This is a genomic window from Pseudomonas sp. SIMBA_067 (genome assembly GCF_046534675.1).
Taxonomy (GTDB): domain Bacteria; phylum Pseudomonadota; class Gammaproteobacteria; order Pseudomonadales; family Pseudomonadaceae; genus Aquipseudomonas; species Aquipseudomonas putida.
The window spans coordinates 824,494-851,003 of record NZ_JAWRYH010000001.1 but is presented as its reverse complement, the minus strand read 5'-3'; the positions used below and the strand labels follow the sequence as shown (position 1 = coordinate 851,003).

Sequence of the window (26,510 nt, the reverse complement as noted above, 5' to 3'; positions counted from 1 at the left end):
CCAATGCCCGATCTGACAATAGACGATGCCGAGCTGGCATCACGCCTGGCAACCGCTGCCGGCGAACATCTGCTCAGGCTGAAAGAGCATGGCCTGTTATCCAGTACCTACCTTGGCGTACATGGTGATCGCCTGGCGAATACCTTGCTGACTGACTTGCTGCGCAGGCATCGCCCTGATGACGGCCTGCTTTCAGAGGAAGAGGCGTCCGACGATGCTCGCCTCCACAAGCAAAGGGTGTGGATTGTCGACCCGCTCGATGGCACCCGCGAATATGCGGAAGGCCGACCGGATTGGGCGGTGCACGTCGGTTTGGTCAAGGACGGCAAAGTCGACGCGGCTTGCGCTGTGAGCCTGCCAGCGCTGGGCAGCGTGTTCAGTGCAGCTGCCCCAATCGTTCTACCGCCAGCGCCAGCGGGGCGCATGAAAATCCTGGTCAGCCGCACCCGAGCGCCGCGGGTCGCCGAGCAGGTAGCACTGCGGCTGAATGCGCAATTGGTGCCCATGGGGTCGGCAGGCGCGAAGGCGATGGCGGTGGTGCGGGGTGAGGCCCACGCCTACCTGCACGCTGGTGGCCAATACGAGTGGGATTCTTGCGCCCCCGTGGGCGTAGCGCTGGCGGCGGGCCTGCATGCTTCGCGCATTGACGGTAGCCCCTGCAGCTACAACCAACGTGAAGTGTTCATGCCTGATCTTCTGATCTGCCGGCCAGAGGTTGCAGCCGCTCTCCTTTCGACCATTGCCGAGTGCCAGCGGCACGAGGAGCTCCAACATGACTGATTTGACCCATCTGCAACGCCTTGAGGCAGACAGCATCGATATCCTGCGCGAGGCGGTATCGGAGTCAGAAAACCCGGTAATGCTGTACTCGATCGGCAAGGACAGCGCAGTGATGCTGCATTTGGCACGCAAAGCGTTCTTTCCGTCGCGTCCGCCGTTTCCGTTGTTGCATGTAGACACGACCTGGAAATTCCAGGCGATGTATCAGATGCGCGAGGAAATGGCGAAAGCGTCGGGCATGCAGTTGCTGGTTCATCGCAACCCCGAGGCCGAAGCACAGAATATCAACCCGTTCACCCACGGCTCGGCGCTGCACACCGACATGTGGAAAACCGAAGGGCTGAAGCAGGCGCTGGCCCTGCACAAATTTGACCTGGCATTCGGCGGCGCACGCAGGGATGAGGAAAAGTCCCGTGCCAAGGAGCGGGTGTTCTCATTCCGATCAGCCCAGCAACGTTGGGACCCCAAGGCCCAGCGCCCGGAGTTGTGGCGGTTGTACAACGCGCGCAAACACCCAGGTGAGAGCATCCGCGTATTCCCGCTTTCCAATTGGACCGAGCTGGATATCTGGCAGTACATCTACCGCGAGAGTATTCCCATTGTGCCGCTCTATCTCGCCGCTGAGCGGCCGGTGGTGGAGCGCGACGGCACGCTGATCATGGTCGATGACGAGCGCATGCCGCTGCGAGATGGCGAACGCGTGCAAATGCGCAGTGTGCGGTTCCGCACACTGGGTTGCTACCCATTGACCGGGGCAGTGGAATCCCAGGCAGACACGCTGCCGGCCATCATCCAGGAAATGCTGCTGTCCACCACCACTGAACGCCAAGGGCGCGTGATCGATCACGACAGCGCAGGCTCCATGGAAAAGAAAAAAGTCGAGGGGTACTTCTAATGAACGCTAACACTGCACTCATCGAGCAAGACATTGAGCAGTACCTCAACCTCCATGAGCAAAAGACGCTCTTACGGTTCATCACGTGCGGGAGCGTCGATGATGGCAAGAGCACGCTGATCGGCCGTCTGCTGTATGAAGCGAAAGCCCTGCTGGAAGACCAGATGACCACCCTGGAGGCCGATTCGCGCAAGTCTGGCACCCAGGGCGACCAACTGGACTTTGCCCTGCTGGTCGATGGGCTGAGCGCCGAGCGCGAGCAGGGCATTACCATCGATGTCGCCTATCGGTTCTTTTCCACCGACAAGCGCAAGTTCATCGTCGCCGATACCCCTGGGCATGAGCAGTACACCCGCAACATGGTGACGGGCGCTTCTACCGCCGATGTTGCGATCATCCTGGTCGATGCGCGCAAAGGCCTGCTGACCCAGACGTTTCGCCACAGCTACCTGGTGTCTCTGATCGGCATCAAGCACGTGGTGCTGGCGGTGAACAAGCTCGACATGGTCGATTACGCACAGGAAGTGTTCGAACGTATTGATCAGGCCTACCGCACGTTCGCTCAGCAACTGGAATTCAGTTGCATCCAGAGTATCCCGCTTTCAGCCCTCAAGGGCGACAACATGACCGAACCTAGCCCTAATACCCCTTGGTATGCAGGGCCTAGCTTGATGCAATATCTGGAGAGCGTCGATATTGGCAATGTCAGTAACGACGCCCCTCTGCGCATGCCGGTGCAATGGGTCAATCGGCCCAATCTCGATTTCCGGGGTTTTTCCGGACGCGTGCTAGGGGGCTCGCTCAGGCCAGGTGACAATGTGCGGGTGTTGCCATCGGGCAATTGCAGTACGGTCAAACGCATCGTCACCTTCGACGGAGATCTTGATCTCGCACAGCGGCATCAGTCCATTACCGTCACCTTGGCAGACGAAATCGATGTCAGCCGCGGCGACGTGCTGGTGGCAGCAGGCGACCCGGCGGAGGTTTCGGACCAGTTCCAGGTCACGCTAGTGTGGATGGACGCCAACGAGATGCTGCCCGGCCGCCCTTATCTGCTGAAGATGGGGGCAAGCACCGTCAGCGCAACGTTCTCGACGCCGAAGCACCTTGTCGACGTGAACACGTTGCAGCACCTGCCGGGCAAGACACTGCAACTGAACGATATTGCGGTCTGCAACATGGCGCTGGACCGACCTCAGCCGTTTGATTCGTATACCCAGAATCGCGACATGGGCAGCTTCATCGTCATCGACCGCATCACCAACCTCACAGTCGGGGCGGGGATGCTGCAGTTTGCCCTGCGCAGAGCGCAAAACGTGCACTGGCAAGCCGTGGAGGTGAACAAAGCTGCCCGTAGCCGGCTCGCTGGGCATAAGCCTGTCGTGCTCTGGTTGACAGGGCTTTCGGGTACGGGCAAATCCACCATTGCCAACCTGGTCGAGCAGCAGCTTCATGCGCTTGGCGTACGTACCTACCTGCTTGATGGTGACAATGTACGCCATGGGCTCAACAAAGACCTCGGCTTCACGGCCGCTGACAGGGTCGAGAATATCCGTCGTATCGCCGAGGTTTCCCATCTGATGGTTGATGCAGGGCTGGTGGTAATCAGTGCATTCATCTCACCGTTCAGGGCCGAGCGCGAACTGGCCCGCAGCCTGGTGGAGGAGGGTGAGTTTGTCGAAGTCTTCATTGATACCCCGCTGGCAGTCGTGGAACAGCGCGATCCCAAAGGTCTGTACAAGAAAGCGCGCCAAGGAACCTTGAAAAACTTCACCGGCATCGACTCCCCCTACGAAGTGCCGCTCTCGCCGGACGTGTACATCGACACGACACGCCAAAGCGCTTTGGACGCTGCGCAGCAGATCGTTGCATGCCTGCGTGAGCGCGGCGTGGTGGCCAGGTAGGTATTGGCCGGCTTGGGCAATTTCAAACGGAGGCTATTTCCATGGCTCGAATTGCGGGAAAGGTAGCGGTGGTCACAGGGGCAGGCGCGGGTATTGGTCGGGCAATGGCGCAACGGTTCGTGCAGGAGGGCGCGCGGGTGATAGCCGTGGACCTTGATACCGTCGAACCTCTGCCTTCGGGTACGGCTGATAACGCCACGGGCAGTTTCGAGTCTTGGCCCTGCGATGTCAGTGACCCAGCGGCGGTCGAGGCATTATTTACGCATGTTCATGCGCGCTATGGCCGGCTCGATGTGCTGGCCAATAACGCCGGTATCGGGCCCGCGCAGCGGGTGCCAACGCATGAAGTGACACTCAAGGATTGGGATCGCGTCATCGATGTGAACCAGCGCGGTGCGTTCTTGATGATGAAAAGCGCCTTGGTGTTGATGATGGCCTCAGGGGGAGGCTCGATCATCAATACCGCTTCTGTCGGTGCATTTTCAGCCACCTCCAACTCCATCGCCTATCTGGCATCAAAGGGTGCGTTGCTGATGATGACGCGGGCGGCGGCCTTGGAGTATCGAGCCCATCGCATTCGCGTTAACGCAATTTGTCCGGGCATGACGCGCACGTCGATTTTTGAGGGGCTTTCCGATGAAAGCATGGCCAGCCTGTTAGCCAGAACCAGCGCCCGCATGATCGAACCGCACGAGGTAGCAAGCCTGGCGCTGTTTCTGGCAAGCGACGAGGCTGCAGGAATAACCGGTGCCATGCAGGTGATCGATGATGGGCGCACAGCAGGAGCGTAATCAATGGATACAACTAAACGACGCTTGTCGAATTCACCCCCTAATTATGTTGAATGCGACCCTAATGCCGGCCGGAAATCCGGGTCAGCATGGGACATCATCAACCTCGTTGACTGAACCCAAGTCAGAAGGAAAGACGGTGTATGAACAATAACAACGCACAAACCGTACCGTTGAACCCGCCCAGGCAAATGGGCCAATTGAAAACTGCGAATCACCTGCTCGGCGACCGGAAAGCGCTCGATCAGGCATGGGAACGCGATGGTTATTGGTACTTCAAAGGGGTCCTGGACAAGGGTGTTATCGGCGAAATGCGTGCGCGCTGGATTGATTATCTGCAGCGCCATGGCCTGATCGATCCTGGCGTTACCGAAAATCGTTATAACGGCGCCAGCTTTGAAGGCAAGAGCGTGTCCCCCGCCGAGCTCGCGCGCGTCGGTGAGTTCAACCACAACGACATGCATCGTATGTTGACCGAAAACCCCAAGATCGTCGCGACCATGAAAGAACTGCTCGGCGACGATCCGTTCTGGCTGCCCATCGCAGAATACCGAGCCAATCCACCGGTAGAGGATCCAGGCCAGAACCGGTTCATCTACCCACATCAGGACGGCTTTTACAGTCGCGGCCTGGAAATGAAAATCTGCTGGGTACCCATCGATACTGTTGACGATGAAGTCGGTGGCTGCGCCTGGGTTGAGGGCGCGCACCGCGGCCCCATCTTGCATGACGTAACCAACCCTCCCTCATTCCCTATTCCGGCCAACCTTATTCCCATTGAAGGCTGGAAACGGGCTGATTTCGAGCCGGGCGACATTGTGATCTTCGATTTGAATCTCCCCCACAGTGGTTTGACCAATCTGTCGAAAGACCGCTTCCGGATGTCCATGGATATCCGCGTCACCGAAGCCTCGGGCAAGGTGCCATCGATTGGAAAGGTACTCGGCATTACGCCCGACCAGGTTACCCTGCGTGACCAGCGCACTCAGCAGGAAAAAAGCTTTGCGATCGTCCCGCAGACCTATGTGCGCGGGACCGACGGGAAGAAGCGCGAGGGTGATGACATCCCGAAAACATTCCAGATCGGCGAGACAGTGCTAGTCAACAGCGACGATGGACTGGTCGCGACACTGGTGCGGTCGATCCACTGACCCTCTACCTGGCAGGCTAGCTACCCCGCCGCACAGCTCTTTGTTGAAGGGCGCTGCGGCGGGGCGTTCGGCTGCCGGCTGAATACCTGCTTGTATCTGGAGCGCTGAATCATGCCTCAACCCAAAAACTACAACGCAACGATGGCTGGAAAGGTCGCAATCGTCACCGGCGCTGGCGCCGAAGGCGACGGCATTGGTATTGGTCGGGCAATTGCCGTCGTCCTCGCCGGTGAAGGGGCCAAAGTGTGCCTTGTGGACCTGGATGCCCAGCGAGCGCAAGACACGCTCAATCAGATAGAGAGCATGGGCGCAGAAGCCTTCGTTATCAGCGCAAATGTCACCCTGCGTGATGACTGTGCCCGAATCGTCGAGGAAACCATGCGCCGTTATGGCCGCCTTGACGTGCTGGTGAACAATGTTGGTGTGGCTACGCCGGTCGCTCTGGAGGCGGACGATGAAGAAGCATGGACGCGTGTGCTCAACATCAACTTGACCAGCGCGATGCTGATGAGCCGTTACTCGGTGCCTGCGATGACCCAGAACGGTGGGGGCTCGATCATCAACATTTCGTCGATAGCGGGCATACGCGCCCACGGCAGTATTGCCTACGGCCCTTCGAAAGCCGCCATGGCAGCATTGGCACGCGAGCTGACGGTGTTGTATGGCCGTCAAGGCATTCGGGCCAATACCGTTGCGCCTGGCCATGTACTCACCCCCCTGGCGATGTCGCTTCTACCCGAACAGATGCGCGTCAAGCGGCGCAATGTCGGCCCACTCGGTATCGAGGGTGATGGGTGGGATGTTGCGTTGGCCGTGCGCTTCCTGGCCAGTGATGAGGCGCGCTTCATCACCGGCGTGCACCTCCCGGTAGACGGCGGGGTGACCGAAATCGGCCCACTGTCTGCCCATGCGTTGATCGAGGCTGGCGCCGCGCAATAGCGCTGACAGGGGGTAGAGGAGACTGTCGCGTAGGCCATCAACAGCCATTTACAAACGGCACTGCGAAAGGAATTCCAACGATGAAATTCATCGCTCCAAACGCTGCGGCGCACGCAGCGATTGCCGCGACACTGCCTGATGTCAATCTACTGATCGGTGAGCGGACCATCGCGCGAGGGAGTGGTGGGACTTTCAGCCACTGCAACGCCGCCACTGGCCAGTTTCAGATGGAGATCCCCCTGGCTGGCCGGGACGAAGTGGATATGGCAGTGGCTGCTGCCCGCGCCGCATACCCGGCGTGGCGCCTCACGAAGCCGGCGCATCGCCGGCTGATTCTCGATCGTTTCGCAGGCCTGATCGACCAGAACATCGACCGGTTTTCACAGATGGCAGTGGTCGAAAACGGCATTCCAATCAGCACCATGGTCGAGGGCATTGCCCCTCGTGTCATCAACTGGGTGCGCTACTACGCCGGCTGGGCCGACAAGATAGAAGGCTTGGTGACCGGGAGCCCAGCGGGAGGAGGCCACTTCGAGTACACAGTGCCTGAGCCCTATGGTGTCGTGGGGCATATCATCACCTGGAATGCGCCTTTACTGTCGTTGGCAATGAAGGTCCCGCCTGCGCTTGCGGCCGGTAATTGCGTTGTCATCAAACCGGCTGAGTTCACCCCGTTCAGCGCCCAGCTTTTCGCGGAGCTGGCGTTTGAAGCAGGTGTGCCGCCTGGGGTCATCAACGTATTGCCAGGAGGAGTAGCGGCAGGCGCAGCACTCGTGAGTCATCCTGGCGTCGACAAAATCTCATTCACTGGGGGGCCTGGTGCGGCGCGCGCAATCATGCGGTCGGCCGCGGACACCCTGAAACCCTTGGTGTTCGAGTTAGGAGGCAAATCGGCGAATGTTGTGTTCCCCGATGTGGATGTCGCGGCTACTGCCGCTTACTGCGCTACGTTTGGGTTGTCCAACAGTGGCCAAGGCTGCGCTTTGCCTACCCGCTTGATCATCCATGAGGAGATCTACGAGCGCTTTATCGATGCGCTTCAAACCACCATTGACCATATACCTTACGGTGACCCGCTTGACCAAAGCGTGATCGTGGGGCCTTTGATCAATGCCACTGCCTGGGAGCGGGTACAGGACATGATCGACACCGCGCGTGCAAGCGGCGCCGGCCGGTTTTTCGATCATGCGGTGACTGCAGGTCCGCCGGGTAACTTCATCCCGCCGACGTTGATTGCAGATGCCGACCCGTATGCATCCATTGCTCAAAAGGAAGTGTTCGGCCCTGTGCTATGTGCCTTCAAATTTCGTGATGAGCAGGAAGCTGTAGCCTTGGCCAATGCGACTGAGTACGGCTTGGCCGCCTACATCCAGACCACCAACCTCAATACTGCCCAGCGTCTGGTTGATCGGTTGCATGCGGGGACTGTGTATGTCAACCGTGCAACTCCGGCCCTCCACCCAGGCTCACCTTTTGGCGGGCTGGGGAATTCCGGATTTGGTCGCGAAGGCGGCAAAGCTGGCCTGGATGAGTTCATCCGTACCAAAGGTGTGGGTGTCAGCATTTCAACAAGCTGAAGAGCGCGAGCATTGTTCACTCCATGGTTGCGTGCTATTTTGAATGGCGTTCAAATATAAGAACAATTCGTGATCCACCGCAACAGGAGAGAGGGCGTTATGAAGACCGCAGTTACCGAGCTGCTTGGCATCCGCTACCCGATCGTACAAGGGGGCATGATGTGGGTGGGGCGCGCTGTACTTGCCTCTGCTGTTTCCAATGCCGGCGGGCTTGGCATCTTGACCGCCCTTACTCAGCCGACACCTGACGCATTGCGCGCCGAGATCGACCGGTGCCGAGGCCTCACAGACCAGCCGTTTGGGGTCAATCTGACGGTACTCCCTTCAGCCAACCCACCACCCTACGCTGACTACCTGCAGGCCATTATCGAAAGCGGAGTGAAGATCGTCGAAACCGCAGGTAATTGTCCTAAAGAGTTTTTTGATCGTCTGAAAGCGGCTGGAATCAAAATTCTGCACAAATGCACATCGGTACGTCATGCCCTGAGTGCACAGCGCAATGGCGTCGATATCATCAGCATCGATAGCTTTGAATGCGCTGGGCATCCTGGTGAGGATGATGTGGGTGGCTTGGTCCTGATACCGGCCGCGGTCAAAGCCCTGACTATTCCCGTGATTGCATCTGGCGGCATTGCCGACGGCTACGGCCTGGCGGCTGCGCTTGTACTGGGCGCCCAGGGGGTCAACATGGGTACCCGGTTCATGCTTACCCAAGAGGCGCCGATCCATTCCAACATCAAGGAATCGGTTGTTCAGGGCAGCGAGCGTGACACGGTGGTTATTTTCCGCACGTTGAAAAACAGTGGCCGGGTCTTCCGTAACGAGATTTCCGAACAGGTGGTAGCGATCGAGCGTCGGCCGGGTGGCTGCACGTTCGAGGATGTCCGACCCTTGGTGATGGGCGCGCGTGGACGCGCGACACTGGAGTCGGGTAACGTCAACGATGGATTGGTCTGGGCGAGCCAGGCGATCGGTTTGATGAATGACATTCCCACCTGCAAAGACTTGCTCGAGCGCATGATCAGCGAATGCCGCAAGCAGCTGGCTCAAGCAACCCTCTTTGCTTCGGCGTGAGCGGGAACCCGTAGGCAGTGACCGTGCTGAGCGCATTCGAGCCAAGCGGTTCAGGGTCACTGCACTTCAGAACTGATCTCTTGGAATTGCCATGTTCAAGACCAGAATTACAGAACTCTTCGGTATTGATTACCCGTTGATTCAAGGTGGCATGCGCTTCGTTTCGCGCGCAGAGCTTGTAGCAGCGGTAGCGAACGCCGGCGGGCTTGGCTTTCTTTCCGCGCACAGCTTCCCTTCACCTGGTGCTTTGCGTGAGGAAATCGAGAAGGTTCGCAGCCTCACGGACAAACCATTCGGCGTCAACCTTACGATCCTGTCCAAACTCAGCGTCAAGCCTGAGGACAGCGCCAAAGTGATTCTGGACGCTGGGGTGACATGCGTGGAAACGGCGGGTGGCAATCCCGCGTACTTTATTGCCGCTTTCAAGGAAGCCGGCATCAAGGTACTTCATAAATGCACAGCCGTGCGTTTTGCCCTGAAAGCACAGCAGCTCGGTGCAGACGCAGTCAGCTTGACCGGCTTTGAAGCGGCTGGTCATCCGGGCGAGGACCAAGTGCCCAATATGGTGCTGATCCCCGCAGCGGTCGACCAACTCACGATCCCTGTGGTAGCCAATGGCGGATTCGCCGACGGCCGTGGTTTGGTGGCAGCGTTGGCGTTGGGTGCAGAAGGGATTGCAATGGGAACACGGTTTTTGATGGCCCGCGAGTCACCTATGCCCGAAGCAGTCAAAGCCCGGTATCTGGCGGCGACGGAGCGTGATACCACGCTGATCTGCCGCAGCATCGGCGACTCCACTCGCGTGCTCAAAAATGCGCTGACCGATCAGATTCTGGAGCTGGAGCGGGCAGGGGCGGACCACGACCAACTGATGACCTTGGCGAGCAGCCAGCGCTGGGTGAGTGCGGTGGAGCGTGGCGACGCGGATGATGGCGCCTACGCTGCCGGGATGGGGGTAGGCCTGATTCGCGACATCCCGAGCTGCGACACGCTTGTGCAAACCATCATTGCTGATGCCCGTGCGATCATCAATGAGCGGCTGTTGCGCTACGCAGCGCGGTAGAAGTCTGGCCTTCCCGTAGCCTGCTGTCAGGTGTCGGGAAGGGTACCCAGCAAACTCTCCAATACATCGTCCAGGCCCTCGCGCTGCGTCGGTGAAAGCGCATTGAACCCGACGTAGCTCTGAGTGAACTGCTCATGGCTGATCGCCTCGAAGGTCCGGGCGCCCGCCGCTGTCAAGCGCACCTGTACCGAGCGACGATCCTCTTCGTCACTCGTACGCTCAATCAAGCCTGCCTGTTCAAGACGGTTCAGGCGCTTCGCGATCCCCGTCACGGATATCAGCGAATGCCGACCTAATTCGGTCGGCGTGCAGGTACGGTCATTCCCGAGCCTTTTCAAAGTGCCCAAGATCATCGCTTCGCCCACATTCAGCTGGTAAGCGGCCGCGGTGCGGGCGAGCAGGCGCTCCATACGGTGACCCGCCACATAAAACCGTCCAGCCAATGAGACGGTTTGAGCGTCGACCTCGTCGTTGACGGCTGCCCAATCCAATGTCCGTGCCCCGCCTCGTTCCTGAATGACCAGCGGAGTACGCTTCGCGTCCGTTTCGCCTGGCGCAGGGGCAACGAGCGACAGCGCATAATTGCTCAATGCCTTGAGCACCCCCTGCGATTCATCCATCACCGCATAAATGCGCTGCTGGCCCCGTTTGGCTTGTTGCACCAATCCTGCGTCCTTGAGCACCTTGAGGTGCTGCGAGACCGCTGAACGTGACACTGGCACCTGCTGTGCCAATGCGCCCACATGGCTTGGGGCCTTCGCCAGGATTTCCAGCAATGCGCGCCTGGTGGGATCAGCCAGAGCAATAAATACAGCCTGTAGATGCTCAGATTGGTTAGTAATCACTTACGCATAAGCCTCGAGGGTGTGGTTTGCACACACTAACAGCACGCTTGGATCCTGGCCAACGCTATTTGTTTTGCAGGTAAAACCCCCTAGAGCGCTGCATTTCGTGCAGTTGACGCCGAGAATAAACCGGTATATTAATTTCCACGGGAAAACAAAACGCCGTTCACATAAAAGAACAACACTGTGAGGTAAGCAATGACTCCCGTACGTAAGCAATTGTTGTCGCACATACTCGACCCCGACAGCGCGTTCGATCAGCCGCCTGCCAACGTGCATGACATGCAGATCCAGGCTGCCCAGGAGCTGTTCCGAGAGCGCATCGAGCAGATACCGCTCCTGCGCCACCGCGCAGAGGAAGCCGGGATCACCCACATCGACAGCCTCGAACAACTGGTGCCGCTCCTTTTCTCGCACACGGTTTACAAGTCCTACCCGCAGTCCTTCATCGATAACAATCGGTGGGACCGCATGCTGCAGTGGCTGCAAACGCTATCGGTTGCTGACGTCAGCAATGTAAACGTGGACGGCGTGCGCGATGTCGATGAATGGCTCGAGCGCCTGTATGAAGCCGGCCACCGCCCATTGGCCACCAGCGGCTCGAGTGGCAAATGCTCATTTCTCAATCACACCGCCGGCGACCAGGAAAACAAGGCGCTGCATTACAAGCATGCCACCGGCTGGCCATTTGCGAAGGCGGAGCCCAATCGTGCCTTGTTCTGGCTTGGCCCGATCAAGGGATACAACAGCGCTATCGAATCGGCGCAGATCGGCCGCGTTAATTGGGGTCGGCCGGGTGCAATGTTTGCTTTGACTGAAGAGCCGTTACTGATCAGTGAAGTGAGCCGTGCTGCTGCAATGCGCAAAGCCATCGCCGAGGGCACCGCGCTGCCTGAAGAAATCCAGGCTTTTGAAGCGTCAGCACGGGTGAAAGCGCAAGAGGGCGCTGCGGCCATGCGCCTGCTTGCCGAAAAAATCCTCGACCACCGCCATGAGCCGATCATGGTCAGTGGCCTTTGGGCCCAGCACATGATGATTATCCAGTGCGCACGGGAGCGCGGTATCGGCGACGGTGAGTTCCACCCTGGGGCCATTATTCAGGCGGGCGGCGGTATCAAAGGCGTCGCACTGCCTGAAGACTACAAAGAGCAAGTGGAACGCTTCTACGGCAACGTCATCCGCCCTGCGGCCTATGGCATGACTGAAATGGCCCAGCTGATGCCCCGCTGTGAAGCCGGGCGCTACCATCGCGCCCCGGGCTTGATCTGGTTGATTACCGATGAGCCGGGGGAGCGCTTGCTGACGCCAGCAGATGCCGACGAAAACGGTAGGGTCGAAGGCCGCTTTGCATTCCTTGACCTGCTGTTCGAAGGACGCTGGGGGGGCGTGATCACCGGCGACAAAGTGACCGTCGACTTCTCTGACCATTGCCCTTGCGGGCGCCACGGCCCCACCTTGCTCGACAACATCACGCGTTTTAGCCAGATTGGCCAGGACGATCATATCGGGTGCGCGGGAACGCTCGATGCCTACATTCGCGGAGCGCTTGCAGAATGACCACTTCCTCAGTTGCACAACCCGCAGCCGAAGCGGTTGCTGTTTGCCACATCATCAAGGGCGATGTGGTACTAGGCGCCGAGTCGGAGCATGGGCCTGCCCACGCGCGGTTCGCTACCCCTCGAATTGACCTCGATCAGCTGGTTTGGAAGCGGGATAAGCCTGGCCCGGCCTTCGAGACGCCAGTCAGCGAGATCATTGATGTATTGGAGCAGACCGGCCAGTGGCTCAAGGCAGACCCTGAGGGGCTGGTAGCCCAAGCCTTGGAGAACTCCCTCAAAACGGGGCCGTTGCCGCGGCATATCATGGAGTTTTCCTATGAGAATATTTCAGCGCCGTTCAATCGGGCGGGCCTGGAATTCCAGATTCGCACTGAACTGGGCGGCTCCGATGTGCTCGACGGCTGGCGCGAGATCAAGGATTCCCCCAGTGGACGGCAGAGCCGCATTCGCGCATTTCCACCCAGGTTGATTCATATCGTTGCAGGAAACGCCCCGGGCGTTTCTGCATTGACGGTTGTACGGGGAGCCCTGACCAAAGGCGTCCACCTGCTCAAGTTGCCTTCCAACGACCTGTTCACAGCGCCAGCTATTTTGCGAGCCATGGCGAGCGTGGCACCTGGGCATCCGCTGACGCGCTCGTTCTCTGCAGTGTATTGGCGAGGAGGCGATGAGCAGGTCGAGCGTGCGCTGTTCAGGCCGCAGTTCTTCGACAAGGTGGTCGCTTGGGGCGGGGATAGCGCCATCCGCAGTGTCAGCAAGTACATAGGTCCTGGTTTTGAGCTTGTGTCGTTCGATCCCAAAACCTCGATCTCGATGATTGGTCGTGAGGTGTTCGACTCACCAGAGACACTGGCGGCTGTCGCCGACAAGGCAGCCTTCGATGTCACCCTCATGAACCAGCAGGCTTGCGCCTCCAGCCGCTTTCAGTTTGTCGAGGGCACGACCGAGCAAGTCGACCGCTATTGCGCGCTGTTGCAACAGCGCATGAATGTCGACCGACCTATGGCTTCGGCAATCGGACCGCGAGTACCGGCAGAGCTGCGTGACGAGATCGACGGTTTGCGAATGCTCGAGCCCGCCTACCGGGTGTGGGGTGGCTACGGTGGGGAAGGCGTGGTTATCCGTTCACAAGATCCCGTTGACTTCCACCCTGATGGCAAGATCGTCAATGTCGTGCAGGTCCAGGACCTGCAGGATGCGATACGCCATGTGAACATCGCCACCCAGACGGTGGGTGTCTATCCAGCGCAACGCAAAGCACTGCTGCGCGACCGGTTGGCAGGGGCGGGGGCGCAGCGGGTGGTGAATATCGGCGGCTCGGCCGGCATAGAGGCCGGCTTGCCTCATGACGGCTTCAATCCTCTGCAGCGCTTCGTTCGCTGGGTGAACGACGAGGGCTGAGCAGCTGCATGCGCAGCCATGACGCCGCTGCGCGGCGTCACTCCCTCACACACGGCTCAACTCAGTGAGGGTACATAGCAACAGGAAACCTGCCGACGATCTTAGCAACCCGCAGGTTTGAAGCTGCGCCAGGTGGCGCGAGGCCTAGAGCTGACTGTGTCGAGCGCCCAAATCAGCTCGCAGACGCAACTCGCCCTAAAGTTGGCAACGCGTTCTGCAGTCGTTTTGGCAAAGGCTCTCACCTATTAGTTACATGTAACGCAAAAAAAATGCTCAGCACCAAAAAAGTGGTTAACCCCTTAAAAACCCTTACACAACAACGATAATGCTCACTGTTAAGCGGCCTATTTGTCCTGCAGAGGGCTTGGCGAATTCAGCGACAGCACAAAAGCCTTTGCGTCGAAAAATAGGTGCCTTTAACCTTGCTGTATGTTTTCACGGCCTGAAACCGAGGCCTCAAAAACAAAAAGGAAAATCCCTACTGCACCTCGAATGAAAACAAGAACAAAAATTCAGAGAGCAATTCAGATGAAAAAGAGAGATGCCTGGTTCTCCTACTCCCGCTCGACCGCCTGCAACGGGTCAGGTCCACCGACAGCAGAACAATCCGAGCCGACGAATTACCAAACTGCGTTCCTATCGGGAGTTCCCGCATGAAAATAATGACTCCAACACTGGCTATCGCCATTCTTTCAGCCAGTGCCGCTCATGCCGCCGTATCACCCCAGGAGGCCGCTGAGTTGGGTAACTCACTGACTCCCTGGGGTGCTGAAGTCGCAGGTAACAAGGACGGGACAATTCCCGCCTACACCGGAGGGCTTTCCACTTCAACGAAGCCGGCTGGATTCAAGCCGGATACCGGGCATTGGGCTAACCCGTTCGCCGATGAGAAGCCGATATACGTCATTACGGGAAAGAACGTCGACCAGTATGCGGACAAGCTTTCCGAAAGCACCAAGGCCCTGCTCAAGCGCTTTCCGGAAACCTACACGGTCCCGGTTTATCCCACCCACCGGTCCGCGAACTACCCGGACTGGGTGAACCAAAACAGCGTCGCGAATGCTACCCGCTGCAAGACAATCGAGAATGGCTTAGCAGTTGAAGGCTGCTTCGGCGGCGTACCGTTCCCAATTCCCAAGACGGGCAACGAGGTCGTCTGGAACGCCTTGTTGCACTTCAAGGGCGTCTCCAACATCACCAAGGGTGAAGGTTGGTACGTCGATGCCAGAGGCAATCGCGTGCTGACCGGGGGCATCAACAACCGTGCGGACTCTCAGTACTACAACAAGGCGCTGGACATAGAGAAGTTCGCGTCCATCGGCACCTACCTGACCCAGCTGAACATATACACTGCCCCCTCTCGTAACGTGGGCGAAGGCAATCTGCAGCGGTTCTATCTCAATCCAGTCGCAACACCAAACCCTACTTGGAATTACTCCCCAGGCCAACGGCGGGTACGGCGCTCACCGGACGCCGAGTACGACTTCCCGGTTTCCACCTCCGGCGGAGCCATGCTTTACGACGAAATCTACGGATTCTCGGGCAAGCAAGACCGTTACGATTTCAAGTACGTGGGCAAGAAAGAGATGATCATCCCGTACAACAACTACGATTGGTCGGCATCCACGCCTGATGACCTCCTGAAGCCTAATCACCCCAATCCGGAAGCCGTGCGCTGGGAGTTGCATCGTGTGCATGTGGTCGAGGCGACACTTAAGCCCGGCATGCGTCATGTTCAGCCCAAGCGCCGCTATTACTACGATGAGGACATTCGCTCTGCTGGTATGTCGGATGCTTGGGATGCGTCCGGCAAACTCGCCAAGGGCATCTACATGCCTTCCTACCAGATGTATGACAAGCAGATTCCGCATGCATCGTCGACCTGGTTGTTTGATTTCGCTACCGGTGTCTACTACCACAGCAGCATCAGCGGCGGCGCACGCAACGGGATATTTCCTCAGGCCAATATGCAACCTGTTCAATTCTTCACCCCAGAGTCACTGGCTCGTCAATCCCAGCGCTGATGAATACGCCAGCAGCAGGCTCAAGTGCTGCTGGCGTTCGGCAGCATGGGCCGCGAATCGACGACGCCAGACTCTGTGTGGCGAGGAACGACCGTTCAGAAGACGCTCATATACTATATTTGAACAGCGTTCATATAAAGGAACGATAATGCCTTTCGCGCACTGCGAGTCCACTTAGGCCATGCTCAGGTGCCAATGGGGCGACCTACCCATAGGAAAAGAAATGCAGACCACCAACCCGCAATTACAATCAGCGCCGCTCAATCTCTCGGAACACATCAAGGCACTGGTAACAGGCGATGCTCAGTTGCGCGAGGCCATGCCCCTTACGCCAGTCAACGAAGCCAAGCTCAACCCTGCCTTAGGATTGGCGCAAACGGTCGCACTGTGCATGGAGGGCTATTCAGACCGCCCTGCATTGGCTCAACGCTGTATCGAGCGTGTCACCGACCCGGTTAACGGGCGAGTCAGCCAGCGTCTGCTGCAAGACTTCACAACCCTCTCGTACGCTGAACTCTGGAGGCGTGCCAAGGCCTTGGCCAGTCTCTGGCAGCAGGATGAAGCCCGACAGCTGGGGGCTAATGATTTCCTCTGCATTATCGCGTTTGCCGGGAGCGAGTTCGTCACCGTCGACCTGGCGGCCATTCATAACGGCGTCGTGGTCGTCCCCTTACAGACCAATGCCCCTTTGAGTCAACTGACTGAGATCGTCAAGGAAGTGCAGCCGCGCTGGTTCGCCACCAGCCTGGAATGCCTGCACAATACAGTGCAGCTGGTACTGCAGGGCCATCGCCCGTTAGGCGTGCTGCTATTGGACTACGATGAGCAGATAGATGACCACCGCGAAGCATTGGCCGCCGCCCAGGCCGAGCTATCGGCGGCCGGCCTGAAGGATCTGGTGCTGACACTGGAGGACGCCTGCGACATGGGCACGAAACTCCCCGTGCCACAGCTATTCGCAGAACAAGCAACAGGCAACCGCTTATCCACGCTGTACTACACCTCAGGAAGTACTGGCCTGCCCAAAGGCGCCATGTATCCGGAATCGATGCTGATACCTAACTGGCGTCTGAATGCTCCTATTCCTCTCATTTATATGCACTACATGCCGATGAACCACTCATTTGGCCGAAGTGGCGTATTCAGTACACTAGGCAGTGGTGGTACCTGCTATTTCACTGCGAAGAGCGACCTTTCTGAGTTGTTCAATGACATCCAGCGTGTGCGGCCAACTGTCATGGCCATCGTGCCGCGGATCTGCGAGATGGTCTATCAACACTATCAGACTCAGCTGGAGCGCCGCAGTGCCGGGTGCAATGAGACCGAGACCCTGCGAGACCAACTGATGGGTGAAATTCGAAATGTCCTGCTCGGCGGACGCCTGCTCAGCGGCAGTTTCGGTTCCGCACCGCTAGCCCCCGAATTACGCCTCTTCATGGAAAACTGTCTGGGCTTTCGGATGGACGAGTTCTATGGGGCTACCGAAGTTTCCGGCGTTTCGCGTAATAACCGTTTACTGCGACCACCGATCATCGACTACAAACTCATCGACGTCCCGGAACTTGGCTATTTCACCACCGACAAGCCACATCCCCGTGGCGAGTTACTGATCAAGACTCACTCCATGATGCTGGGGTATTATCAGCGGCCTGAAGTGACCAACTCAGTCTTCGACGAAGACGGTTACTACAAAACTGGCGATATCATGGCAGAAACGGCGGTGGATGAGCTCGTGTACCTCGACCGCCGCAACAACGTCATCAAGCTGTCCCAGGGCGAGTTCGTCGCCATCGCGAGGTTGGAGGCAGTGTTCACCAACGGTCACCCACTGATTCGCCAGGTGTATCTCTATGGCACCAGCGAGCGCTCGTTCCTGCTAGGCGTTTTAGTGGCGAACGAGCAGACGGCTCGGGATATGGGCATCAACGACGAAGCTGCGCTCAAGGCTGCGCTGCGCGAAGCGGTCAAGAAGGTTGCTCGCGACGAGCAGCTCAACGCCTACGAGGTGCCGAGGGACTTCCTGTTAGAACATACACCGTTCAGCGTTGAAAACGGCCTGCTGACTGGCATCGGCAAATACCAGCGCCCCAAGTTCAAGGAGCGCTACGCCGCCCGTCTGGAGCAGCTCTATGATGACATTGCGACCCGTCAGGCTGACAAACTTCAAGCGCTGCGCCGTGAGGGCCGCAGTGCACCGATCTTTGAGACGATTGTGCGTGCCGTGCAGGCGACGCTGGGCATGGAAGTGCTCGACCCGCAAACCCAAGCGAGCTTTACAGAGCTAGGTGGTGACTCTTTGTCTGCGCTCTCCTGCTCTGTATTGCTGGAAGACATCTACGAAGTCGAAGTACCTGCCAGCGTGATCAACCATCCGACGGGCAACCTGCGGCAGGTGGCGCAGTACATAGAACGTGCCCTGGACGAGACGTTCCAACACCCGACCTTCGCTTCTGTTCACGGTCGCGGTGCCACCGAGATTCGCGCCAGCGACCTGGTTCTTGATAACTTCTTCGATGCCAGGACACTGAAAGAAGCGTCCCATGCAACGCCACCGTCCAGGGAGCCGCGTACGGTGCTGGTCACCGGCGCGAACGGCTATCTGGGGCATTTTCTCTGCCTGGAGTGGCTGGAGCGCATGGCGGCGGTTGGCGGCCAGGTCATTTGCATCGCCCGTGGGCGAGATGCCGACTCAGCGCGCCAACGCATTGCTGAAGCGTTTGAGAGCGGCGACGCGCAGCTCAAGCAGCACTTTGAGACCCTCGCCGACAAATACCTATACGTACTCCCTGGCGATCTGGGCGAGCCGGATTTGGGTCTGAGCGCCAGTGATTGGCAGTCGCTAGCAGAGACAGTGGACGTCATCGTCCATCCTGCTGCCTTTGTCAATCATGTGCTGCCGTATGCGCAACTATTCGGCCCCAACGTTGCGGGCACCGCCGAACTGATAAGGCTGGCATTGAGCAAGCGCGTGAAGCCGATTCACTATGTCTCCACCGTAGCGGCCGCAGCGATCCCCGGCGGTGTCATTGATGAGGAAGCCGACGTCCGCGAGGCCAGCCCAGTGCGCCCCCTCGAGACTGAGAGATATGCCGACGGCTACGCAAACAGCAAGTGGGCCGGCGAAGTACTGCTGCGCGACGCCCACGAGCGCTTTGGCTTACCGGTGGTGGTGTTCAGATCGGACATGATCCTGGCGCACAGCGTTTATCACGGGCAGCTCAATGCCTCCGACATGTTCACCCGTTGGTTGTCCAGTGTAGTTCGCACCGGCTTAGCGCCACGTTCGTTCTACGCGCAGGGTACAGATGAGCCTCATTACGACGGCCTGCCGGTGGACTTCACCGCCAAGGCTATCACTGTGCTGGGCGCCGAGGCAGGCGATGGCTACCAAACTTATCACGTGATCAATCCTCACGAAGACGGCATTTCGATGGACACGTTTGTCGACTGGGCAACAAGCGCTGGGTATCCGATTCAGCGTATTGATAATTACGATGACTGGTTCACGCGCTTCGAGACTGTGCTGCGTGGCCTGCCGGAGAAGCAGCGGCAACAGTCTTTCCTGCCGCTGTTACACCAGTTGCGCAAGCCGATGCCGCGCACGGCTGGCGCTTGGGTATCAGCGACGCAGTTCCAGCGAGACGTGCACAAGTTCGGCGTCGGCCCGGGTGGAGATATTCCTCATCTTTCAGCTGCGTTCATTGGCAAATATCTTGCGGATCTCAAACACTTGGGGCTGGTATAGGCAACTTCGACAGGTGCCCTACAGTACGGGCGCAGAGCTAAAGACCATTGATTGAAAGCGGAGGCGGCGCGTTCCCGGAACGCGCCGACATCCATTGAATTATCGCGGCGCAGCTTCAAGCAAGCTTGGCGCGGCTCAGGAGAGTGCGGGGTCAATTCGGCATGTACCACTGAGTCAAGGCTGCGGCGCTTTGCACCAATAACGCTCCACCACGGCACGGTGATGGCCGTGGTAGAGGCGCTTGATTACAAGGACCCTGGGCAATCAGTCGTATAGGATGTTTTCGCTCACTTCGCGCCAGGTATCCAGCTGGTCGCTAGTAGCCTGCAGGATCGATTTGTAGGTACTGAAAGCGCTGGGATGAACCGGCAGATGCAAGGGCGGGTGTTCTGCGTCGACTGCGGCCAGAATCGCCAGTGCCGCCTTGGCAGGGTCACCGTCTTGACGACCATCCAGTTTCGCCAGCCCGCCGCGCACTGCACCGGCCGTACGCTGGTAATCGTCGATCACCCGCTCCGAGCGTACGATGGCGTCGCCAGAAGCCCATCGGGTGCGTAGGGCGCCTGGCTCGACATTGGTAACGCGAATCCCTAGCGGCCCTGCTTCGGCGGCGAGGGCGGCCCCGAGCCCTTCAAGGGCGAACTTGGAAGCGCTATAAATTGGCATGCCGGGAATTCCCATGAAACCGGCCATGGAGGTGATGTTAACTACATGCCCCCAGCGTTTTGACCGCATCGATGGCAGCACCGCTTGAGTTGCCGCCAGGGCGCCAAAAAAATTCGTCTCCATCTGCTCACGCGCTTCGCGCTCGCTGACTTCCTCCAGAGCACCGGCAAGACCGTAGCCGGCGTTGTTCACGAGAACGTCGACCCCTCCATGCTGCTGCGCTATCTCGGTGATGCGCTCCACCACCCGTGCATAATCGCGCAGGTCCAATTCCAGCGCATGGGCGCGCCCAGGAGCGAGGGCTTCGAATGCCTGCATTTGCCCAGGCTGTCGCAGCGTACCAATGACCACATCGCCACGCGCCAGTACGGCCTTGGCCAACGCCTCTCCAAGACCACTTGATACGCCAGTAATCAACCACTTTCGAATCGAAGACATGCTAAAGCTCCTTCTCTTTTATGGATATTGCGGGCTTGATTCTCTAACATACGCATTTGTGAACACCATTCACAATACCCATCTGAAAAATTCAGAGCTGCGGAGCTTGAGCCTTAGCAAAATCGCGAACAACCAGACGTATGAAATCAGCGTCATCACTCGCACCGGCTCAGGTCAACCAAGCTTTGATACCGCCGATATAGTGATCCATTAAGGCCAATGCCTGTTCTTTGTCGCGTGCGATAAGTGCCTCAGCGATTCGTGCATGCAGACGTTTAACCCGTTTAACCACCGCATTTCGGTCATGCAAAGAGCGAAAATGGAAAGTCGAATGCGCATCCGCTAATTGCAAGACCACGGAGGTGAACAGGCGCAAGGCCGCATCGCCACACAATTCACCGAGTAAGAAATGAAACTGCAAAAGCTCATCAGCGCCCGCTCGACCATCCAACGCCTCCTCAGCTGCAATTTGCTCCCTCAGGCGCAGCTCCCCTTCGTGATTCAAACGTGCAACCACTAGATTTACCGTGGCGGCCTCCAGGGTCTGCCGCGTAGCCAAAATCTCACCTGGGCCAATTTTCGCGTACTCCAAATAAACTTTGATAGCACGTGTGGTGGCCTGCAGGTCGGGCCTAGCTACCACCAGGCCGCCGCCTGCGCCTCGTTGGACCGTTGCTATGGAATCATGCTCAAGTAAACGTATTGCCTGTCGTAAAACAGCGCGACTGACCTTGTATTCTTGCATCAAGTCCGACTGTGACCCCAAGGGCAGTCCTACGGGCCATCCGAGTTGATAGATACGCTTCATGATTTCGCCAACAAGTGCTTCAGCCTGGCTCAACCCTTGCCTTAGCCCCTTAGCTGCTTGTTCCCCGTCCGCGCTCTGTGCTCGGGCATGCAGTGCCACAGCTGCCAGCCACTGACGCGATGAGAATTCGCTCTCAGGCTGCTCGCTTCGCTGCTTGCGTCGCTGAGCTGCGAGCTCCGCAAACATTTCGGCGTCTTGCGTGGGTATCAGCAAGGACACAGTGGTAAATCCTTCAGATTTCTTTCGCGCACGAAAGCTAGCAACACGCTCTGCAGTTGATTTTGGCAAGTGAATACCCTCACGTTACATGTAACGATAAATATTTTTAGTATGCATTCATGAGTCTGCCTACTCAAAAACCGTTATACATCAATGGCAAGGCCCCAAGCGTGCAAGCCATTGCATTGAAATTAACCTCGGCGCATTTAGCCACGGTTTAAAAGGCTTTGCGTCAAAAAATAGGTGCCTTTAATCTTGCCACAAGCCCCAGAGGCCCGGAATCGAGACCTCACAAACAAAAAGGAAAATCTATATGGTGAACCTAACTCGCCCTCGTCGCGGCGGATTTGGCTGGCAGCCTCTCGTGAGCGCCTTTGAGCCCACCCTTGAGGACATGATGTCCAATCGCGCCTATTTCGGTATGCCACCGGAAGCCCTTTATCTGTGGGGGACGTTCCGCGACGAGGACGGTGAAATTTATACCGCCATGCGCCGCATCCCTGCTGGCCTGCCTGGAGACGCAAAAGACTCGCGCCGACGTTTTTATCTGCTGACCACAGCAGGTCATGAAGATGGTATGCACATGCATCCTGCTGGCCGCGACTCTGTACCCAACGACAACTGCCGCCGGACGCTCGAGACCGATCATGTTCACTGGCGAAGTGATCCTGATATGGCTGGCAACCCATTTCACGTTACCTGGAGTCCAGAAGACTGCAGCTGGCAAGAAGAGGGGGTCATGGACATACGCGGGACGCTCGTCAAGCCGGGCATGCACTGGTACCTCCCCGGCGCCGACGCAGGCATGTACTACGTAGCCAATATTTTTGAAATGGAAGGGACCATCCTGGGTAAAAAAGTGCGCGGGATGATCGGATTTGATCCCATCTACATGTATGAGGGCGGCGAGATCTACAAGACCAAGGACGCCTTGGTGCAGGAAAAGCTCGAGTTGGTCTGGTACACGTGGGCCACCCGTTACAAAGACGGCAGTATTGATGCCGGCCACTTCACGCTGGGTAATGATCAGTTTGGATTCGCCATTCTCACCAACGAACGAGGTGAAGTTCGCTTCACCTACGATGTCACCGGCAAAGTGGATTTCGGCGCCAATGGTTATTGGCAAGAAGGCATCCGCTACAGCGCGTTTGGTGAAGAATGGGAATTCATTCCTGACCCCAAGGGCCGCTTGGTGGGGTTGGGCACACTGAAGAATCCGCAGGTAGATGGTCGCTGGCGTCGAGTCGGGGATACTCGCGAGCCGGATGTTTGGTTTGCCTGGGGAGAGGCAGCGCCAGAAAACGGCCATCAACCGGTCAACCGCTTCATTGATCTTGGCGAGCGAATTGGTGTCGACTTCAAGAAATACTAATGTCTTGGACCCGGGACCCACTCTCAGCTGATGTAGAAGGTCAAGGCGAAGAATTCGCCCTGACCTTTCAGGTGTTTCAGAGTCTGAATCGGAGTTTGCGCTCTGTGCCGGTAAGCGGACTGGTTTCGCCCCAAGCCCAGTAAGTCTCTGGTTCCCTGGTGTCGCCTACTCGGCGCCAGCGGCCTTCGTTCTGCGGGGTGGATGGCTGAGATTTCCCAAGAAAATCAGGCATGCGCCCTTTCGGATCAGGGATGAATTCCCATAGCGAGTCCGCGGCGCGCAGATAAATGGCCTCTGGGAAGTTTCGATCGGGGCCAGACTTTACGATGGCTTCGACATCGGTGCAGGTGGTGACTACCTGTTGGTCCGTGGTTATCAGTGCGAAACCCCATCGGTCATGTCCGGCGCTAAAGTGGCCTCCTTCAAATGAGCCATCCTTATAGCGCGTTCCCCACGTGTACCAAGTGACGTGTGTATGGTCGCCGGCCATTGGATCGCCTTTGCCATACAACATCGCGTCTTCGCGCATGAACACCGTGTCGGCGCAGACGAAGCCTCGAACATCCCGACCTGCCAGCTTACCGCTGACCTGGAACATGGCAGAAGCGTAATAGATGCCGGAGTCAGTCTGCGGCAAATACCAATGCAGGCCCGGGCCACAGAGTATACCGTCAAGTTCCATTACACCCTGCTCGCGCCACTGCAGGGTGTCCGAGCCGTAGACGATCTCATAGGCGGCGCCATCAGCGTCGGCTGGGCTACGACGAAATGCGATACCGTTCTCAACGCCGCTGACGACATTCTTGCCTGAGGCGGCGCCTCGGAATAGCGGGGTATCGAAATGCAAGCATCCCTCAGCATTGCGCGTTGACTGGATGATCAGAGTGTCACGCCCTCCCTTGCTCGTATCGCAGAAGCGCCGGGTGAGGGAATACAGATGACCTTCGTTGTCTCGCAGCGTCCCATAGTGCAGCGCGCCTTCCCAACCAAGACCAAAATAACCCCGGGTTTCAATCAATCGTTCGGGCTCATATAAATGAGGCCCGACAAGTGCCTTGTACCCGAAGTTACCTCGTTGAGGCCATTGCAGAGTGGACATGTGCAGTATTCTCCCTTATGTGAAACCCTGCAGTGGTGTCGGGATCAGTGATTGACAGGTGCACCGCAGAGACTAATCGCAGGATTCACCAAGGCCGTTCGAAGCGAGCAAGCGGGCCGCGGCTCGGACCATAATGGTACGAGGCTGTATCTTTATCAAGGGTTACTTGTACATGAAGCAGACTAACGAGCCTATTTCTGGCCACGCAGCAACAGCATCCGAGCAGCTTCACAAGCCGCGCAGAGGCCGCCCATCGCGAGCGGATGCTCCGCGCATGGAGCAGCATCTGCTCGATATTGCTTGTCGGCTTTTCGTCGCCAGCGGATACGATCTGACAACCATGGACGCCATTGCGATGGAGGCTCGCGTGTCCAAGCGGACGCTTTATCTACGCTACCCCAAGAAAGAGCTGCTGTTTGCGGCGGTGGTAGCCGACCATACCGCTCGTAGCTTCGCCGCGGTAGAGGCGGTGCTGGAGCGATTTGCAAGCAACCCTAGCTTGAGTTTGCGTGCACGGTTACAAATGTTGGGTCATGTCTTCGTAGAGCAGGCTGTTAATCCGGACACCTTATCCTTGGATCGGAGCATGGCGACGACCGCCCAGCGCTTCCCCGAACTGCTTGATTCGCTGCACAGGGCCGGATATGAGCGAGCTACCTCCATCGTTCAGACCTTGCTCTCAGAGGCGGGGGCCAAGGAGTCGGCAATTTCCGCACAGGCGTTTTATTCGTTGCTGGTGCTCGCCCCCATTCGAGAGCGGCTAAGGGACGGGAAGCAACAGGTTCCAGACGTTGACCGAGTGGTTGACTTCATCACCGCTGGGGCTCGAATTTCGACGACATGATGAAGTTGGCATTTGCACGGGTAGAGCGCGCCTTTGAAATGAAGGTAGAAGGCACGACACCTTTTCCTGGGCGATTTAAAAGGCTGCTCAGGATTTACAGGGTTTACTAACGTCCCTTCAGATCGATATTCGTCAGGACCACCAACGGCACACGCTCTAGCTCATGCTGGAAAATTCACTCACCGCTGTGTACGAATGGCAGGTAGCAAGCGCACTTTTGGCTGCCAGTCACGTTGGCCGATTGATCAGCAGGGCGCGTAATACCGCGACCAGCGTAAGCGGTTGATCGAGCATTAGATGGTGGTGGCCCTGGGGAATACAGATCGCGCCCCGAGAATAACGCAGAAGCGAGGCGATTCTCTCGGCGCGCCAAGGCTCTACAACGCTGCTTCCTTCGCCGTACACGTAGTCCACCGGCACGTCGATGCGTCCGAGTAACGCACTGCCGTCGCACTCGACAAGGGTGTAGGGCAGCGCGGAATCGGCGCGCCAGCGCCAGCCTCCCTCAACCTCTTCAATGGAGTGAAAGGCAACGTGCTCGAACAGATCGTAGAGGGGGAGCGGTTGTTCCGGGAGCACGCGGTAGCGTTGGCGAATGGCCTCGTAGCTGGGGTGCAGCTGGGTGCTCCCGCTTCTTGGCGAAGGGGTCGAGATAGTCTGACCGCTGTCCACGTCCAGAAAGCGCACCCGGCTGTCGAGGATAATCGCATGCCGGATCAGATCCGGACGATCGGCGCATGCACGCAGTGTGCGCAGGCCGCCGTAACTGTGGGCAATAACTGTAGCCGGGCCAAGGTCGGTCTCCAGGATGACGGTCAGATCTTCAGTGAAGGCTTCTGGGGAGTACTGCGCTCGCGGGCCGCTTTCACCCATGCCCGAAAAGTCCATCGCGAAAACCCGGTAATGATCGATGAAATAGGGAGCGATGAAGTCCCACCAGTGGCTGTTAGCCCGATAACCGTGGGCGAAAAGCAGTACGGGCTTGTTGGCGTCGCTGGCGTTCCAGCTGCGATAGTGCAGGCGTACATCCGGGTGTTGGACAAAGTGGGATATGCTCGGGGCTGAGACAGCGCGCAAAAGCCACTCGGGTGGGGCAACGTATTGAGGTGCGCCTGGTTTTTGATGCATGTGCACGCTGTCTCCTGGGTCTGTTGCCGTGATGGCCACGATATCTTCTTCGCCGTTCGACCTCGGCGGGTTAACGTGACGCCGGCGCGAATCAATATGTCCTTCTGCCGCCCGAGCACGAGCAGTGCTCCGTCGCTGCCTCCGATCCGGATCGCCACTGACGGTCCAGCGTAGGCAGGCCGTTCAGC

The 26,510-nt window shown here is 58.0% G+C and carries 20 protein-coding genes; 15 read left to right on the top strand and 5 right to left on the bottom strand.

The features are described 5' to 3' along the window. Positions 1–3 precede the first annotated feature (3 nt). From SB765_RS03920 to SB765_RS03880, 9 genes are all read left to right on the top strand, one after another. Complete coding sequence (locus SB765_RS03920; RefSeq protein WP_341798555.1) at positions 4–780, top strand: 3'(2'),5'-bisphosphate nucleotidase CysQ; 777 nt, start codon at positions 4–6, stop codon at positions 778–780. Continuing rightward, positions 773–1,675 carry a sulfate adenylyltransferase subunit CysD gene (gene cysD / locus SB765_RS03915; protein ID WP_341798556.1) on the top strand — a complete coding sequence of 301 codons (903 nt, stop codon included), beginning with the start codon at positions 773–775 and terminating at the stop codon, positions 1,673–1,675. The genes SB765_RS03920 and cysD overlap by 8 nt, the downstream gene beginning before the upstream one ends. Beyond that, positions 1,675–3,579: a sulfate adenylyltransferase subunit CysN gene (gene cysN / locus SB765_RS03910; RefSeq protein WP_341798557.1), complete on the top strand. Its 1,905-nt coding sequence runs from the start codon at positions 1,675–1,677 to the stop codon at positions 3,577–3,579. Before cysD ends, cysN begins: the two co-directional genes overlap by 1 nt. Positions 3,580–3,620: 41 nt before the next feature. Further along, positions 3,621–4,370, top strand: a complete 750-nt coding sequence (locus tag SB765_RS03905) for an SDR family NAD(P)-dependent oxidoreductase (protein WP_410910271.1) — start codon at positions 3,621–3,623, stop codon at positions 4,368–4,370. A 143-nt stretch (positions 4,371–4,513) separates the two neighbouring features. Next, complete coding sequence (locus SB765_RS03900) at positions 4,514–5,521, top strand: phytanoyl-CoA dioxygenase family protein (protein WP_341798559.1); 1,008 nt, start codon at positions 4,514–4,516, stop codon at positions 5,519–5,521. A 111-nt stretch (positions 5,522–5,632) separates the two neighbouring features. Continuing rightward, positions 5,633–6,460 carry an SDR family NAD(P)-dependent oxidoreductase gene (locus SB765_RS03895; RefSeq protein ID WP_341798560.1) on the top strand — a complete coding sequence of 276 codons (828 nt, stop codon included), beginning with the start codon at positions 5,633–5,635 and terminating at the stop codon, positions 6,458–6,460. Between the two features lie 80 nt (positions 6,461–6,540). Beyond that, positions 6,541–8,037, top strand: coding sequence for an aldehyde dehydrogenase family protein (locus SB765_RS03890; RefSeq protein WP_410930963.1), 1,497 nt, complete (start codon positions 6,541–6,543; stop codon positions 8,035–8,037). Positions 8,038–8,136: 99 nt separating this feature from the next. Beyond that, entirely contained in the window at positions 8,137–9,111 is a 975-nt protein-coding gene (locus SB765_RS03885) for an NAD(P)H-dependent flavin oxidoreductase (protein WP_410930962.1), read from the top strand. An 85-nt stretch (positions 9,112–9,196) separates the two neighbouring features. Beyond that, the gene (locus SB765_RS03880; RefSeq protein WP_341798877.1) at positions 9,197–10,174 is read left to right on the top strand and encodes an NAD(P)H-dependent flavin oxidoreductase; all 978 of its coding nucleotides are present in this window, start codon (positions 9,197–9,199) and stop codon (positions 10,172–10,174) included. A gap of 26 nt (positions 10,175–10,200) precedes the next feature. Here SB765_RS03880 and SB765_RS03875 read toward each other — a convergent pair whose 3' ends face one another. Continuing rightward, positions 10,201–11,019: a metalloregulator ArsR/SmtB family transcription factor gene (locus SB765_RS03875; RefSeq protein WP_410930961.1), complete on the bottom strand. Its 819-nt coding sequence runs from the start codon at positions 11,017–11,019 to the stop codon at positions 10,201–10,203. Between the two features lie 198 nt (positions 11,020–11,217). On the opposite strand from SB765_RS03875, the gene SB765_RS03870 reads away from it, so the two are divergent. The 4 genes from SB765_RS03870 (at position 11,218) to car (ending at position 19,748) form a co-directional block, all read left to right on the top strand. Further along, entirely contained in the window at positions 11,218–12,576 is a 1,359-nt protein-coding gene (locus tag SB765_RS03870; RefSeq protein ID WP_410930960.1) for a hypothetical protein, read from the top strand. Then, positions 12,573–13,979 (top strand): acyl-CoA reductase, encoded by a 1,407-nt coding sequence (locus SB765_RS03865; protein ID WP_410910276.1) that lies wholly within the window; start codon positions 12,573–12,575, stop codon positions 13,977–13,979. The genes SB765_RS03870 and SB765_RS03865 overlap by 4 nt, the downstream gene beginning before the upstream one ends. A gap of 653 nt (positions 13,980–14,632) precedes the next feature. Beyond that, positions 14,633–16,003, top strand: a complete 1,371-nt coding sequence (locus SB765_RS03860; protein WP_341798566.1) for a DUF1329 domain-containing protein — start codon at positions 14,633–14,635, stop codon at positions 16,001–16,003. Between the two features lie 223 nt (positions 16,004–16,226). After that, positions 16,227–19,748 (top strand): carboxylic acid reductase, encoded by a 3,522-nt coding sequence (gene car / locus SB765_RS03855; protein ID WP_410930959.1) that lies wholly within the window; start codon positions 16,227–16,229, stop codon positions 19,746–19,748. 264 nt (positions 19,749–20,012) lie between these two features. Here the strand turns inward: car and SB765_RS03850 are convergent, their stop codons facing one another. Beyond that, on the bottom strand, positions 20,013–20,852 hold the full coding sequence (locus tag SB765_RS03850; protein WP_341798568.1) for an oxidoreductase: 840 nt from the start codon (positions 20,850–20,852) through the stop codon (positions 20,013–20,015). Positions 20,853–21,021: 169 nt separating this feature from the next. Further along, a complete protein-coding gene (locus SB765_RS03845; protein ID WP_410930958.1) occupies positions 21,022–21,948 on the bottom strand; it encodes a FadR/GntR family transcriptional regulator in 927 nt (308 codons plus the stop codon). A 244-nt stretch (positions 21,949–22,192) separates the two neighbouring features. Between SB765_RS03845 and SB765_RS03840 the strand changes: the two genes are divergently transcribed. Further along, positions 22,193–23,251: a hypothetical protein gene (locus SB765_RS03840; RefSeq protein ID WP_341798570.1), complete on the top strand. Its 1,059-nt coding sequence runs from the start codon at positions 22,193–22,195 to the stop codon at positions 23,249–23,251. Between the two features lie 76 nt (positions 23,252–23,327). On the opposite strand, the gene SB765_RS03835 is transcribed toward SB765_RS03840, so the two are convergent. Beyond that, positions 23,328–24,350: a hypothetical protein gene (locus SB765_RS03835; protein ID WP_410910279.1), complete on the bottom strand. Its 1,023-nt coding sequence runs from the start codon at positions 24,348–24,350 to the stop codon at positions 23,328–23,330. A 274-nt stretch (positions 24,351–24,624) separates the two neighbouring features. Between SB765_RS03835 and SB765_RS03830 the strand changes: the two genes are divergently transcribed. After that, positions 24,625–25,194 carry a TetR/AcrR family transcriptional regulator gene (locus tag SB765_RS03830; protein ID WP_410930957.1) on the top strand — a complete coding sequence of 190 codons (570 nt, stop codon included), beginning with the start codon at positions 24,625–24,627 and terminating at the stop codon, positions 25,192–25,194. 228 nt (positions 25,195–25,422) lie between these two features. Here the strand turns inward: SB765_RS03830 and SB765_RS03825 are convergent, their stop codons facing one another. Continuing rightward, positions 25,423–26,322, bottom strand: coding sequence for an alpha/beta fold hydrolase (locus SB765_RS03825; protein WP_410931057.1), 900 nt, complete (start codon positions 26,320–26,322; stop codon positions 25,423–25,425). Between the last annotated feature and the right edge of the window lie 188 nt (positions 26,323–26,510).